Source organism: Lysobacter arseniciresistens ZS79, assembly GCF_000768335.1.
In the GTDB taxonomy this organism is placed as follows: Bacteria; Pseudomonadota; Gammaproteobacteria; order Xanthomonadales; family Xanthomonadaceae; genus Novilysobacter; species Novilysobacter arseniciresistens.
Map to the genome: position 1 here is coordinate 1 of NZ_AVPT01000014.1, position 13,748 is coordinate 13,748.

At 72.7% G+C, this 13,748-nt stretch carries 15 protein-coding genes, 1 tRNA gene and 1 pseudogene; 3 read left to right on the plus strand and 14 right to left on the minus strand.

Annotated elements, in window-relative coordinates:
- Positions 1-747 (plus strand): dihydrolipoamide acetyltransferase family protein (locus N799_RS08495; RefSeq protein WP_036210849.1); only part of this gene is annotated, 747 nt, incomplete at its 5' end.
- Between the two features lie 78 nt (positions 748-825).
- Here N799_RS08495 and N799_RS08500 read toward each other — a convergent pair.
- The 9 genes and pseudogenes from N799_RS08500 to birA all read right to left on the minus strand — a co-directional run bounded on the left by N799_RS08500 (position 826) and on the right by birA (position 7,681).
- Positions 826-1,869 carry a GGDEF domain-containing protein gene (locus tag N799_RS08500; RefSeq protein WP_052101379.1) on the minus strand — a complete coding sequence of 348 codons (1,044 nt, stop codon included), beginning with the start codon at positions 1,867-1,869 and terminating at the stop codon, positions 826-828.
- 271 nt (positions 1,870-2,140) lie between these two features.
- Positions 2,141-3,364: pseudogene (locus tag N799_RS08505) on the minus strand (tryptophan--tRNA ligase); the annotation flags it as partial.
- Positions 3,365-3,486: 122 nt separating this feature from the next.
- On the minus strand, positions 3,487-3,687 hold the full coding sequence (locus N799_RS08510) for a CsbD family protein (RefSeq protein WP_036210852.1): 201 nt from the start codon (positions 3,685-3,687) through the stop codon (positions 3,487-3,489).
- 181 nt (positions 3,688-3,868) lie between these two features.
- Positions 3,869-4,033, minus strand: coding sequence for an entericidin A/B family lipoprotein (locus tag N799_RS08515; RefSeq protein ID WP_036210855.1), 165 nt, complete (start codon positions 4,031-4,033; stop codon positions 3,869-3,871).
- Between the two features lie 144 nt (positions 4,034-4,177).
- Positions 4,178-5,101 (minus strand): arginase, encoded by a 924-nt coding sequence (gene rocF, locus N799_RS08520; protein ID WP_036210858.1) that lies wholly within the window; start codon positions 5,099-5,101, stop codon positions 4,178-4,180.
- Positions 5,102-5,119: 18 nt separating this feature from the next.
- Positions 5,120-5,192 (minus strand) — tRNA-Thr (locus N799_RS08525).
- A 12-nt stretch (positions 5,193-5,204) separates the two neighbouring features.
- Positions 5,205-5,897, minus strand: coding sequence for an SPOR domain-containing protein (locus N799_RS14400; RefSeq protein ID WP_052101381.1), 693 nt, complete (start codon positions 5,895-5,897; stop codon positions 5,205-5,207).
- 9 nt (positions 5,898-5,906) lie between these two features.
- Entirely contained in the window at positions 5,907-6,671 is a 765-nt protein-coding gene (locus N799_RS08535) for a type III pantothenate kinase (protein ID WP_036210861.1), read from the minus strand.
- Positions 6,668-7,681, minus strand: a complete 1,014-nt coding sequence (gene birA / locus N799_RS08540) for a bifunctional biotin--[acetyl-CoA-carboxylase] ligase/biotin operon repressor BirA (RefSeq protein ID WP_036210864.1) — start codon at positions 7,679-7,681, stop codon at positions 6,668-6,670. Before birA ends, N799_RS08535 begins: the two co-directional genes overlap by 4 nt.
- Before the next feature lie 217 nt (positions 7,682-7,898).
- On the opposite strand from birA, the gene N799_RS08545 reads away from it, so the two are divergent.
- Both N799_RS08545 and N799_RS08550 read left to right on the plus strand, forming a co-directional pair.
- The gene (locus N799_RS08545) at positions 7,899-8,150 is read left to right on the plus strand and encodes a hypothetical protein (protein ID WP_036210867.1); all 252 of its coding nucleotides are present in this window, start codon (positions 7,899-7,901) and stop codon (positions 8,148-8,150) included.
- A 15-nt stretch (positions 8,151-8,165) separates the two neighbouring features.
- A complete protein-coding gene (locus N799_RS08550) occupies positions 8,166-8,918 on the plus strand; it encodes a M90 family metallopeptidase (protein ID WP_052101382.1) in 753 nt (250 codons plus the stop codon).
- Between the two features lie 2 nt (positions 8,919-8,920).
- Here N799_RS08550 and N799_RS08555 read toward each other — a convergent pair whose 3' ends face one another.
- The 5 genes from N799_RS08555 to dusA form a co-directional block, all read right to left on the minus strand.
- A complete protein-coding gene (locus N799_RS08555; protein ID WP_036210870.1) occupies positions 8,921-10,318 on the minus strand; it encodes an ATP-binding protein in 1,398 nt (465 codons plus the stop codon).
- 124 nt (positions 10,319-10,442) lie between these two features.
- Positions 10,443-11,126 (minus strand): response regulator transcription factor, encoded by a 684-nt coding sequence (locus N799_RS08560; RefSeq protein ID WP_036210873.1) that lies wholly within the window; start codon positions 11,124-11,126, stop codon positions 10,443-10,445.
- 63 nt (positions 11,127-11,189) lie between these two features.
- On the minus strand, positions 11,190-11,576 hold the full coding sequence (locus tag N799_RS15970) for a PepSY domain-containing protein (RefSeq protein ID WP_238978860.1): 387 nt from the start codon (positions 11,574-11,576) through the stop codon (positions 11,190-11,192).
- A gap of 148 nt (positions 11,577-11,724) precedes the next feature.
- Positions 11,725-12,636 carry an arginine deiminase-related protein gene (locus tag N799_RS08570; RefSeq protein WP_036210876.1) on the minus strand — a complete coding sequence of 304 codons (912 nt, stop codon included), beginning with the start codon at positions 12,634-12,636 and terminating at the stop codon, positions 11,725-11,727.
- Entirely contained in the window at positions 12,633-13,664 is a 1,032-nt protein-coding gene (gene dusA, locus N799_RS08575) for a tRNA dihydrouridine(20/20a) synthase DusA (protein ID WP_052101383.1), read from the minus strand. The genes N799_RS08570 and dusA overlap by 4 nt, the downstream gene beginning before the upstream one ends.
- Positions 13,665-13,748: the final 84 nt, after the last annotated feature.

Consider the following 13,748-nt stretch of genomic DNA (forward strand, 5'->3'; position numbering starts at 1 on the left):
GACCGCGCCCCCGCCGCACCCGCGGCCGCGGCTGGCGCCCCGGCACAGCGCAGCACCCTGTCGCAGGGTGGCCGGCCGATGCGCACCCAGCCGCCGGGCGTCGCCGCCAGCGGCCAGCCCGAGCAACTCAAGGGCGTGCGCCGCAACATGGCCCGCGTCATGGCCGACGCCCACAGCAAGGTCGTCCCGACCACGCTGGTGGACGACGCCGACCTGCACGCATGGATCGGCAAGCAGGACATCACCGCCCGCCTGATCCGCGCGATCTGCGCGGCCTGCAAGGCGGTGCCGGCGCTCAACGCCTGGTTCGACGGCGACAAGCTGGTCCGCACGATGCACCCGCACGTCGACATCGGCATCGCGGTCGACACCGACGACGGCCTGTTCGTGCCGGCCCTGCGCAACGCCGACATGCTCGACGGCACCGCGGTCCGTGGCGCCATCGGCCGCCTGCGCGCGCAGGTCGAGGACCGCAGCATTCCGGCCAGCGAGCTGTCGGGCTACACCATCAGCCTGTCCAACTTCGGCATGTTCGCCGGCCGCTACGCGACCCCGGTGGTGGTGCCGCCGACCGTCGCGATCGTCGGCGCCGGCAAGCTCAGCCACGACGTGGTGGCGGTGATGGGCGGCATCGAGGTACACCGCCGCATGCCGATCTCGCTGACCTTCGACCACCGCGCCTGTACCGGCGGCGAGGCCGCGCGCTTCCTCAAGGCGCTGCTGGACGACCTGTCCGCACCGCAGTAGGCGCGACGCGCAATCGATGCAACGACAGGGCGGCCGCGTGCCGCCCTTGTCGTATCCGGGGCAAGGCGCGGCGACCCGCTACGGCGACAGACGCAGGGTGTCGTCGACCACCACGCGGTCGCGGCCACCGGCCTTGGCCCGGTACAGCGCCTGGTCGGCGCGTTCGAACACGTCCTCCGGCTGGTCACGCGCCGGGTCGCCCGCGGCGACCCCGACCGACAGCGTCAGCCGGAACGGCAGCGGGATCGCGGCGACGCTCTGGCGGATCCGCTCGGCGATCTCCGCCGCGTTTGACAGCGAAGTCGATGGCAGCACCACCAGGAACTCCTCGCCACCGAAGCGCACCGCGACGTCGTCGGCCCGGACCGCGGCGGCGACGGCGGCGGCGGCCTGGCGCAGCGCGGTGTCGCCCAGCAGGTGGCCATGGCGGTCGTTGACCTGCTTGAAGTGGTCGATGTCGAGCAGCATCAGGCAGTACGGGCCGGCGTCGAGCCGCGCCAGCGCCTCCGGGTTGCGGCGCAGCTGCGACAACGCGTCGCGGTTGAGCAGGCCTGTGAGGGTGTCGTGGGTGGCGCGGTGTTCGAGCGTGCGGGCGAGGTCGCGGTGCTCGCTCAGCTCGCGCTGCTGCTGGCGCGCGTTGCGGTCGAGCTCCAGCATGCACTGGGCCTGCCGGGCGAGGATTTCCAGCGCCTCGAGCTGGTGCCGGTCCAGCGTGCGCCGGGCGCGGTCGAACACGCAGATGACGCCGGTCGGCCGCCCTTCCGTGTCGCACAGCGCTCGGCCCGCATAGAAACGGGCCATGCCACCCTCGATCGGGACGGCCTTGACGCCCGGCCGCGCGGCGATGTCCTCGATCACCACCGTGGTGCCGGGCTCGCGCAGCGCCAGCACGCTGAGCGCGGTCCCGCGCGGCACCGACTCCAGCACCAGGCCGATGCGCGCTTCCAGCCGGAAGCGGTCGCCGTCGACCAGCGCGATCGCCGCCGCCGTAGTTCCACAGACCAGGGTGGCGAGCCGGACGATGTCGGCCAGCGCATCATCCCCACGCGTGGCCGCCGACGCCGGAACGGCCTCCCGTCGCGCAGCGGGCTGCACGGCACCGGGCGGGCGGCGTTGGAACATTCTGGACAAGCGGATGGCGTGCATGGACGGCAGGCAGGGTGCGCCCGCGCAGCGTACGCCCGGCCCGGAAGCGATCGCGTGATGGCGACCCCATAAGCAGGCCGGCATCCGGCCACCGTTCAGGCGCCCGTCCTTTTGTCGCGGCGGCATGGTCGCGCCGCGACGGGAATCAGTCGCCGGCGTTCCTGCGTGCGGCCTTCTCGGCGTCGTCGCGCGCGATCGCCGCCAGCGCGGCGCGCACGGTGTCGATATCGACCCCGTCGCCGAGCACCACGCCGTCGCCCAGCGCGTCCACACCGTCGCGCCGGAGCGCCGCCAGCCGCCCGCCGGCATCGCGCGGCGACTCGAACGCCCCGCTCTGCAGCAACACCCGGTCGCCGTCGACCAGCTTGAAGTAGAACCGCCCGTCGTCGCCGCGGTACTGCTTGAACGTCGCCAGTGCCGGCTTCGTGCCCGCGCTTCCGGCCGCCGCGTCGCGTCCGGCCAGCGAGAGATCACGCAGGCCGACCGCCTCGCGCAGCACGCGCAGGGTCGGGATGGCGCGCTCCTCGCGCAGCCGCGCGGCGCCGTCGCGCAGCACCTGTTCGATCCCGGCCGGTTGCGCCATCAATGCTTCGTACTTCTCGCGCAGCGGCGCCACCTCGGTGTCGATCCGCTCGAACAGTGCCGCCTTCGCCTCGCCCCAGGCGATGCCGTCGGCGAATGCCTGTCGCATCGCCTCCGTCTCCGGCTCCGACGCGAACGCGCGGTACAGCTGGAACACGTTGGAGTTCGCGGCGTCCTTCGGCTCGCCCGGCGCGCGCGAGTCGGTGACGATCGAGTAGACCAGCTTCTTCAACTCCTCCCGCGGCGCGAACAGCGGGATGGTGTTGTCGTAGCTCTTGCTCATCTTGCGGCCGTCCAGGCCCGGCAGGGTCGCCACCTGCTCCTCGATCACCACCTCCGGCAGCACGAAGTGCTCGCCGTACAGGTGGTTGAAGCGCTGGGCGAAGTCGCGTGCCATTTCGATGTGCTGGATCTGGTCGCGCCCGACCGGCACCTTGTGCGCGTTGAACAGCAGGATGTCGGCCGCCATCAGCACCGGATACATGAACAGCCCGGCGGTCACCGCCGCATCGTCGTCCTCGCCGGCCTCGCGGTTGCGGTCGACCGCGGCCTTGTAGGCGTGCGCGCGGTTGAGGATGCCCTTGCCGGCCACGCAGGTCAGCAGCCACATCAGCTCGGTGGTTTCCGGGATGTCGGACTGGCGGTAGAAGCGCACCCGGTCGGGATCCAGGCCACAGGCCAGCCACGTCGCGGCGATCTCCAGCGTCGAGCGCTGCACCCGCGCCGGGTCCTGCACCTTGATCAGCGCGTGGTAGTCGGCGAGGAAGTAGAAGCTCTCCACGCCCGGCTGGCGGCTGGCGGCGACGGCAGGGCGGATCGCACCGACGTAGTTGCCCAGGTGCGGGGTGCCGGAGGTGGTGATGCCGGTGAGGACACGGGTGGACTGCATGGCGCGGGGCGGTGGGGGCGGCCGGCCAGTTTAGCCCGCAACGCAGGAACGGACCGTCGCCGGTCCGTTCGGGTTGGCGCCGATGCCCCGTTCGCTTCAATGCGGGCGGGGCCGGCATGCGGCTAGTGCAGGGTGTCGCTGAAGTCGCGCACCTCGCGGTCGGCGCGGTCGCGGTTCCAGCCGTAGCGCTCCTGCAGGCGTCCGGACAGGTACTCGGCGTTGCCCTCGGCGATGTCGAAATCGTCATCGGTCAGGTCGCCCCAGCGGGCCTGGGCCTTGCCCTTCAGCTGGGTCCACTTGCCGGCGATGATGTCCTTGTTCATTGCGTGCCTCCTGTGGGTGGGGGTGCGCGGTACCGTCGGTACCACGGGTCCACTGTGGCCGGGCAGGCATTCGCGCGGGGTGGCGATTGCGTTAAGCGGTGATGAGCCGGGCGTCGCCCCCTCCCCAGAATGCGGAAGGCCGGGTCGCCCCGGCCTTCCGTTCATGCATGTCGCGCAGCGATCAGCACTCGTCGCTGGTGTCGCAGTCGAGATGGCCCTCGGCCTCGTCCTCGATCTTGTCACCGGCGGCGCCGATGTCCTCACCCACGCCGGCCATGGTGTTGCAGGCGGTCAGGGTGCCCATCGAGAACAGGGACAGCAGCAACAGGGCGGTCAGACGCTTCATGGGAATCTCCTAGGACAATGGGCTTGGACGGGGCCGCGCATGGAGCGGGTCGCACGACCGTGGCCGAATCATTGCGTGGAGCGCCGTGAAGCGGATGTGGACTGCCGCGCGCCCGTGGCGCGGCACGTTCAGCTTGGCCGCCGGTCAGTCACGCATCAGCGTGGACTTGCCGAACAGGCTCTCGACCAGGTCGATCGCGACCAGCGCGGTCTGGTTGTTGCGGTCGAGGATCGGGTTCAGCTCCATGATGTCGAGCGAGGCCATCCGGCCGCTGTCGGCGATCATCTCCATGCACAGCTGCGCTTCGCGGTAGTTCGGCCCGCCCGGCACGGTGGTGCCGACGCCCGGCGCGACGGACGGGTCGAGGAAGTCGACGTCGAAGCTGACGTGCAGGTGGGTGTCGTCGTCCATGCCCTCCAGCGCCTCCTCCATCACGCGCTTCATGCCGACCTCGTCGATGTAGCGCATGTCGTAGATGTCGAGGCCGTGCTCCTTGACCAGCTTCTTCTCGCCCTGGTCGACCGAGCGGATGCCGATCTGGCGGACGACGTCGGGGGTGATCGCCGGGGCGTCGCCGTCGAGGTGGGTCAGCTGGCGCGGGCCGAGACCGCAGAGGCAGGCCACCGGCATGCCGTGGATGTTGCCCGACGGGGTGACCTGGCTGGTGTTGAAGTCGGCATGGGCGTCGAGCCACAGCACGCGCAGCTTCTTGCCGGTCTCGCGGCAGTGGCGGGCGACGCCGGTGATCGAGCCCAGGCCCAGGCAGTGGTCGCCGCCGAGCAGGATCGGCATGCGGCCGGCGGCGAGTTCGGCGTGCATCGCCTCCATCACCCGCCGGTTCCACTCGGTGACCTCGTCGAGGTGGCGGTAGCCGTCGACCGGCCCCTGCCACGGGTTGCGCGGGCCTTCCAGGTTGCCGCGGTCGAGCACGTCGACGCCGCGCGCGGCCAGTGCCTCGGCGAGCCCGGCGATGCGCAGCGCCTCGGGCCCGAGCCGCGCGCCGCGGTCGCCGGCGCCGACGTCGGTGGGCGCGCCAATGATCGAAACGGGGGGATACGTGCGGCTCATGGGCGTCTCCTTGACTGATGCCGGCTGTCAGAGTCGAACTGACGACCTACCGCTTACAAGGCGGTTGCTCTACCAACTGAGCTAAGCCGGCGAAACGCCCATTCTAACGTGCCGCGGCGTCGCCCTCCGCGGCATCGACAGCCGGGCCGGCCGGCTCGAAGCCCGCGCAGTCGATCGGCTCGATGCCCGGTGCGCCGGTCGCGGCCTGCAGGTCGGCGTCGGCCAGGGTGGCCGGCGCGGCGACATCCAGCCAGTGCCGCGCCGGGCCGGCACCGACCGGCACCAGTTCGACCGCGAAGCCGGCCGCCTTCAGTGCGCCGGCTCGCTCGCGGGCGGCGCTCTCGTTGCGGTACAGGCCGAGCGCGACCGCGCGTTCGTCCTCGCCGTCGCGGATCACGAACCAGTCGCGAAAACCGGCAGCGGCGATCCGCGCGGCCGCGGCCTCGGCGGCGTCGATGTCGGCGGCCGGCGGCAGCAGGACCTTCCAGCTGCGCGCGGTGCCGGCGTAGTCGCGATGCGGGCGGACCTGCACGGCCCGCGGCTGCAGCCGGGCCTGCACGGTCGCGGCGGCCTCTGCGGTCGCGAACGGTCCCAGGCGCAGGCAGCGGTCGATCGCGGGCGGCTCGGCGGCTGTCGCGGGCGGCGCCGCGCCCTGTTCGGACACCAGTTGCAGCCGCTCGACACCGGGGGACGGCGTCTCGGTCGGCGGCGCGGGCGGCCCGGGCCGGTTCGCCCACCACAGCGCGACGCCGAGGTTGAGCACGAGCAGCAGGACGATCAGGGCGCGGGTCAGCATGCGGCGATTCTAGGCCGCGTCCGTGCCGGCGACGACCGGCGACGCCGCCGCGGACCAGCGCGCGAGGCCTTCCAGTACGAGGTCGGGGCGCAGCTCCGGCGCCGGCAGCCGCGCGGCCAGCGCCGCGGCGCCGCCGCCGTGCAGCAGCAGCCGCGGCGGCGGCGCGCCCAGCAGTTCCGCCGCGGCGGCGAGGCTGCGCTCGACCAGGGCGACCGCCGCCCCCTCGCAGCCGGACGCCAGCGCGTCATCGGTGTCGTCGGCGAAGTCGCGGTACACCCCGCCGTTCGCTGGCAGCTGACTGGCGCGGCCGTGCAACGCCTCGCGCATGAGCGCCGGCGAAGGCGCGATCCGGCCACCACGGTGCAGGCCGTCGGCATCGACCAGGTCGACCGTCAGCGCGGTGCCGACCCCGCACACCAGCACCGCGCCAGGACCTTCGGCGCGCGCGCCGAGCATCGCGAGGAAGCGATCGACACCCAGCCGCGACGGATCGGCGTAGGCGATCCGTAGCCCGGCCCACTGGCGCGCGGTGGACGCCAGCGAGATGCGTTGGCAGCGCGTGGCCAGCGCCTGCAGCAGGGCGACGCGCAACGGTTCGGCGGCAACGCTGGCGACCGCCGCCGCATCGATCGAAGGCGGCAGGTGGCGGTCGAGTTCGGCGGCCAGGTCGACACCGTCGTGGGCGATCGCCAGCACCGCGCCGGGGCGTCCGTCCGCGCCGAGCGGCGCGGCCTTGAGCCGGGTGTTGCCGAGGTCGAACAGCCAGCGGCTCATGCGCCCGCCGCCCGCCGCACGCTGACCTCGCCGGCGTGGAACGCGCGCTCGCCGCCGTCGTCCAGCCGCAGGCGCAGGGCGCCGTCGTCGGCCAGCCCGAGCACCTCGCCGGCCACGGATCCGCTGGCGCCGGCCACGTCGACCCGGCTGCCGGCCAGCGCATCGAAGGCCCGGTAGCGCGGCAGGAACGGCGCCAGCCCGACCGCGTCGAACTCGTCCAGCGCGGGCACCCAGCGCTCGATCACCACCGCCGCCAGCGCGTTGCGCGACGGCAACGGCGGCCGGCCATCGGCGGCGAGGCCTTCGAGGTCGCACCACGGCTGGTCGATCCGCGCCGCGAACGCCTCCGGCATGTGCACGTTGAGGCCCAGCCCGACCACCGCCCGCACCGGCCCGGCGTGCTCGCCACCGCCCTCGACCAGCAGCCCGCCGAGCTTGCGCAGGCCGTCGTCGCCAGCGATGACGATGTCGTTCGGCCACTTGAGCCGGGCGCTATCGAACCCCAGCGCGTGCAGCGCCTCGACCGTGGCGATGCCGGCGACCAGGCTCAGCCCGCCCAGCCGCGCCAGCCCGCCACCGAAGCCGCGCGCGAGCGACAGGTACAGGTGCGCGGCCAGCGGCGAGCACCACTCGCGGCCCCGACGCCCGCGCCCGCCGGTCTGGCGCTCGGCCAGCAGCACGGTCGCGGCGCCGCCCTGCCCGCCCGCGGCCGGCGGCCGACGCAGCAGCTCGCTGTTGGTCGAGTCGATCGTCCACGCCACCTCGACCGCGGCGGTGCGGGCCCGCACGGCCGGCGACAGCCGCGCCGCGATCGCCTCGCTGTCGAGCAGATCGAACGGCCGCGCGAGCGCGTAGCCGCGTCCCGCCTGCGCCTCGATCGGCACCCCGGCCTCGCGCAGGGCCTCGACCCGCTTCCAGATCGACGCGCGGGTCTGGCCGGTCTCGCGCGCCAGCGCGTCGCCCGAGACCGGACCCTCGATCAACCGTGCCAGCAGGCTGCGTTCATCCACGGCGGCGGCTCCCGGCGCTCGGCTGGACGAGGACGTGCGTAGCGCTGGCGTGCGGAACGCCGGTCTGGCGGGCATCGGAAGGCATCGGGCGATTATGCCGGCCACGCCCGCCACCGGTGACGGACCGACGTTGCGGCACCGCAGCACGCGACCGCCCACACGCCGGAATCGCGTTATAGTCGGCAACTGACCGGAATTCCGGCCCGCGAGGCTCCCCATGTTGCGACTGTGCATCTGCCTGCTCGTGTCCATCGTCCTCAGCACCAGCGTCGGCGCGCGCGAGGTCAAGATGAGCTCGCCCAACAGCGGCGGCTGCAAGGAGTCGGTCGCCGACAAGGCCGAGATGACTCCGGCCAACGCCCGGATCGAAGCCGCGCGCGAGACCCGCGCCAAGCCCAGCGTCCACAGCGACGCCTCCAGGCTGCCCTCGCCGCGCTGGCATCGCTTCCTGCCCGGCATGTTCCGCTGAGGCGCGCGTCGCGACTTGTCCGGACTGCTCCGGCGCTGGTGGCGCCCCGCGCCCGCTCCCATCCCCGACCCGCTCTGGCGCGACATCCGCGCGGCGTTGCCGTGGGCGGCCGCGCTCGACCCGGCGCGTGACGCGCGCCTGCGGTCGCTGACCGCGCGCTTCGTCGCCGACAAGACGATCACCCCGATCGGCGACCTGCAACTCGACCCCGGCCAGCGCGGGCTGCTCGCCGCCGCGTGCTGCCTGCCGCTGCTGGAGTTCGGCGAGGAAGGCCTGCACGGCTGGTCGCAGCTGATCGTCTACCCCGACGCGTTCCGGGTGCAGCGCAGCCACGTCGATGCCGCCGGGGTGCTGCACGAGTGGCACGACGAGCTGATCGGCGAGGCCTGGGACGCCGGCCCGGTGATCCTGTCGTGGGCCGACGTGCAGTCCGACTGCGCCGACCCGCGCGCCGGCTTCTGCGTCGCCGCGCACGAGATCGCCCACAAGCTCGACAGCCTCGACGGCGTGCTCGACGGCACCCCGCCATTGCCACGCCCGTGGCAGCGCGAATGGGCGCGCGACTTCCAGCGCGCGTTCGATGCATTCGCCGCGCGGGTCGACGCCGGCGCGGACACCACGATCGACGGTTACGCGGCGGAGGCGCCGGAGGAGTTCTTCGCGGTGGCCACGGAGTACCACTTCAGCGACCCGGCGACGCTGCGCGCGGCGATGCCGGAGGTGGCCGCCCACCTGCAGCGGCTGTACGGCCCGCCGCCGTTCGCCTAGCCCTACAGCCGCGGCGGCAGCTTCACCTCGAACCGGGCGCCGCCCAGCTCGTCCGACGTGCGGACGTCCAGCGTGCCCCGGTACGCGTGGATCAGGTCCTGCACGATCGACAGGCCGATGCCGTGGCCCTGCACGCGCTCGTCGCCGCGCACGCCGCGCTGCAGCACCAGCGCGACCTTCTCCGGCGGGATGCCGGGGCCGTCGTCGTCGACCGCGATCATCAGGCCCGGACGCCGGTTGGGCGCGGTCTCGCCGGGCTGCACGGTCAGCAGCACGCGCGACTTCGCCCACTTGAAGGCGTTCTCCAGCAGGTTGCCGAGCAGCTCCTGCAGATCGCCCGGCTCGCCGAGGAACTGCACGCCCTCGGCGATATCGAACTCGCACAGCACGCCCTTGGCTGCGTAGACCTTCTCCAGGCTGCGCACCAGTTGCTCGGCGTGGGGCTCGATGTCGACCGGCGCGGCGAACAGGGTGTGCCCGCCCGACGCGGCGCGCGCCAGCTGGTACGACACCAGGTCGTTCATGCGCCGCAGCTGGGCGTCGACGTCCTCGCGCAGCTCGGCTTCCGGCGCGTTGTCGTCGAGCCGCGCGCGCAGCACCGCCAGCGGCGTCTTCAGGCTGTGGGCGAGGTCGGCCAGGGTGTTGCGCTGCTGGTCGAGGTTCTGCCGTTCGCTCTCGATGAAGGCGTTGATGCTCTCGGCCAGCGGTTCCAGCTCGCGTGGATGGTGCTCGCTCATGCGCGAGGTGGAGCCGCGCTGCACCCGCTTGAGCTCGGTGATCACGCGCCGCAGCGGCAGCAGGCTCCAGCGCAGGATCACCGCCTGCAGCAGCAGCAGGATCAGGCCGGCACCGCCGAGGTAACGCCACAGCGCGGCGCGGAACACCTCGACCTGGCGGCTCAACGCGGTGGTGTCCTCGAGGATGTAGACGCTGTACGGAACCTCCGCCTCCGGGTCGTCGCCGCTGGCGTAGATCAGGCCGCGGCCGTAGCGGTAGACCTCGCCGGGCTCGCCGTTGATCTCGGTGATCGGCAACTGGCGTTCGAACACCTCCTCGCGCGCTTCGAGCATGTCGGCGTGCGGCAACACCGGGCCGACCGAGGAGGCCGAATCCCAGTGGTGGCCCTCGGCCAGCACGACCTCCGCGTACAACCCGCTGCCGGGCCGGTCGAAGCGCGGATCGGGCGAGGTGTACGGCGGGATGAAGGTGCCGTCGCGGGCGAACTCGCTGTCGGCGTAGGCCAGCGCGTAGCTGCGCAGGCGCTGGCGCAGGTTGCTCTCGGCGGTGTCGAGGAAGGCCCGGTCGAGCGCGTAGCCCGCCAGCGCGAGGAACGCGACCAGGCCGATGCTGGCGCCCATCAGCTGGCGCGCCTGCAGCGAACGCGGGCGGCCCCAGCTCATGGCGCGGGACCGCCCGGGGCGGCCGTGGCTGAGGGGAATGCGCGGGCGGCGGTGGACGGCATGCGCGGCACGTTACAACAAGGGCGCCGGCGCCGGCGCGAGCGCCCGCGAAGCACGCGCGCGCTTACTCGCCGCTGCGCGGGATGGCGAAGCGGTAGCCGCGGCCGCGCACGGTCTCGATCGGCTTGAGCGTACCGTCGGGGTCGAGCTTCTTGCGCAGGCGGCCGATGAAGACCTCCAGCACGTTGGAGTCGCGATCGAAGTCCTGCTGATAGATGTGCTCGGTCAGGTCGGCCTTCGAGACCAGCTCGCCGGCATGCATCATCAGGTACTCGAGCACCTTGTATTCGTAGCTGGTCAGGTCGACGTTGCTGCCGTTGACGCTGACCGTCTGCGCGGCGAGGTCGAGCGTGACCGGCCCGCACTCCAGCGTCGGCTTGCTCCAGCCGGCCGCGCGGCGCACCAGTGCATTGAGCCGGGCCAGCAGTTCCTCGACGTGGAACGGCTTGACCAGGTAGTCGTCGGCGCCCTGCTTGAGGCCCTCGACCTTGTCCTGCCAGCTCGAGCGCGCGGTGAGGATCAGCACCGGGAACTTCTTGCCCTCCTCGCGCAGCGCCTTGACCAGCTCCATGCCGGACATCTTCGGCAGTCCGAGGTCGATGATGCCCAGGTCGAACGGCACCTCGCGGCCCATGTACAGGCCTTCCTCGCCGTCCTGCGCGGCATCGACGGCGAAACCCTCGCGCTTCAGGCGGGCGGCCAGGGTCTCGCGCAACGGGGCTTCGTCTTCAACCAGCAGGATGCGCATGGGTACTCCTTGTACGGATCGTCAGCGCCCCTGAACAGGGGCCGTTGAGTCGATCGTGGACGTTCAGTTGTCGTCGCCGCGTGTACGGGACGGCCGTGGCGCGGGGCGTCCGCGCGGGTCGTCGACATATACCCTGACCCGGCCGCTGGAGTCGACCACCTTGATGCGGTTGATGTCGCGGCCGTCGTAGGGCACGCGCTCGGCGCTGAGCACCTGGCCGCCGGTGCGGCGCTCGACCCGGCGCACGGCGGCCGACAGCGCGGTGTGGTCGGCGTCGCGCTGGTGGCCGTGGCCCTGGTGGGAGCGGTCGACGCCACGGTCCGCGCGGCGGTTGGCCAGCTCGCGGTTGGACTCGCGGGAGCTGTCGCGGGTGCGCTGCGCCAGCGCATCGCCCGCCGTGGCCGCGGTCAGCAGCATCAGGACGACGACGATGGCGGTGCGGATCGGCATGGGCACTCCGGAAGCCGCGCGGGGACGCGGGACAGGCCGTGGGGAATGACGGTCATTCTTGGAATCGGGCGGTGAATCCGATCTGAACTTTTTCTTCACACCGTGGTCGGCGTTCAGCCCCGGCCACGTTACCTGCTGCGCGGCGCCGCTAGTAGACCTCGCCGACGCAGCAGCGCAGCGAACCACCGCCGGCTTCGATCGCATCCAGCTCGACGCTGCGCAGCTTGAAGCCGGCCGCGGCCAGTGCGCCGCGGGTGGCTTGGGAGAGGACCCGCGCGGCGCCCCCACTCATCCACACGGTGTCGTCCGACAACGCGATCGCATTGCCGGCAAACCCGGCGTGCTCGGCCGGCGACAGCAGGATCGCGTGCGGCGCGTACAGCGCGGCGATCGCGTCGACCACCGCCGGGTCGGCGAAGCCGCCCGGGCAGGCCAGCACCGCGCGACCGGCGAGCACCGCCAGCACCACGTTGGTGTGGTACTCGCCTTCGGCCAGGTCGAACACCAGCGTCGCCCGCAGGCCGAGCGCGTCGTGCATGAGCCGCGCACCTTCCTCGTCGCAGCGCTCCGACAGGCCGGCGAAGCCGAGTCCGCGGGCGCGGTCGATGACCAGTGCACCGGTCAGTTCGCAGGGATGCGGCTGGGTCGACAGGTCCGCTTCGGCATAGCCGAGCAGCTCACGGAAGAAGCCGCGGATGTCGGCGCGGGCGGCCTCGCGCTGGCGCACCGGGTGGCGCATGCGGCCGACCACGTAGCGGCCGGCGGCGGTCGCGAACACGTTGTTGGGGAACAGCGCGTCGGGCGTCTCCGGGTCGCCGGCGAAGCACACCGCCGGCAGCACCTGTGCGATCGCGCGATGCAGGTCGCGGTGCTGCGCCGAGGCGCGGGCCGCGTCGAACGCGGAGGCATCGGCCATGTAGTGGTTGTCGGCGGCCGACTGGCCGGCGAGGCGGAAGCCGTCGGGCGCGACCAGGAACGCCGCGCGCGCGGTGGCGGGGCCGAAGTCAGCCGGCGTGCTGCGCGCCGCGGCAAGGAAGCGGTCGATGTCGCGGGTGATCATTTGGACTCCATCGTGGTCGGGGCGGGCGGCGTGGCGTGGCTGGCGAACGATTCGGTGACCTCCAGCGCGCGCCCGACCAGCGACCAGTCGGCGCCCGGTTTGTGCGCGCCCTCGCTGAGCACCTGGCGGAACGCCCGGCCGCCACGCTCGCCGGCGAACAGGCCGAGCAGGTGGCGGGTGATGTGCTTGAGGTAGACACCACGCTCCAGCTGCGCCTCGACGTAGGGCCGCAGCGCGCGCAACAGCTCGGCGCGGCTTTGCAGCCGGCCACCGAACCACGCGGCGTCGAGCCGGTGCAGCAGGTACGGCGTGTGGTACGCGGCGCGGCCGAGCATCGCGCCCTCGACGTGGTCCAGGTGCGCGGTCGCTTCCTCCCCGGTCGCGATGCCGCCATTGACGATGACCTGCAGGTCGGGCCGCTCGCGCCGCAGCCGGTACGCCCAGTCGTAGCGCAGCGGCGGCACCTCGCGGTTCTCCTTCGGACTCAGCCCCTGCAGCCAGGCGTTGCGGGCGTGGACCACGAACATCCGGCACCCCGCGTCGGCGACTTCGTCGATGAAGGCGCGGAAGCGGCCGTAGTCGTGGTCGTCGTCGACGCCGAGCCGGCACTTGACGGTGACCGGAACGTCGCAGGCCTCGACCATCGCCGCCACCGACGCCGCCACCAGCGCCGGCTCGCGCATCAGGCAGGCGCCGAAGCGCCCGGCCTGGACCCGGTCGGACGGGCAGCCGCAGTTGAGGTTGATCTCGTCGAAGCCGGCGTCCGCACCGATCCGCGCGGCCTGCGCGAGCAGTTCCGGCTCGCTGCCACCGAGCTGCAGGGCCACCGGATGCTCGACCGGGTCGAGCGCCAGCAGGCGCCCGCGGTCACCGTGGATCACCGCGTTGGCGTGGACCATCTCGGTGTACAGCCGCGCGTGCGGCGCCAGCAGCCGGTGGAACACGCGGCAGTGGGTGTCGGTCCAGTCCATCATCGGGGCGACGGACAGGCGCAGCTGGTCAATGGGGATGGCGGGTGTCGCGGGCATCCCGCCAATTGTACGGACCCGCTGCACGCAACCGGCCCGCGGCGCGGAGGCGGCGCGGGCCGGCAGGTTCAGGCGCGGCTAGGA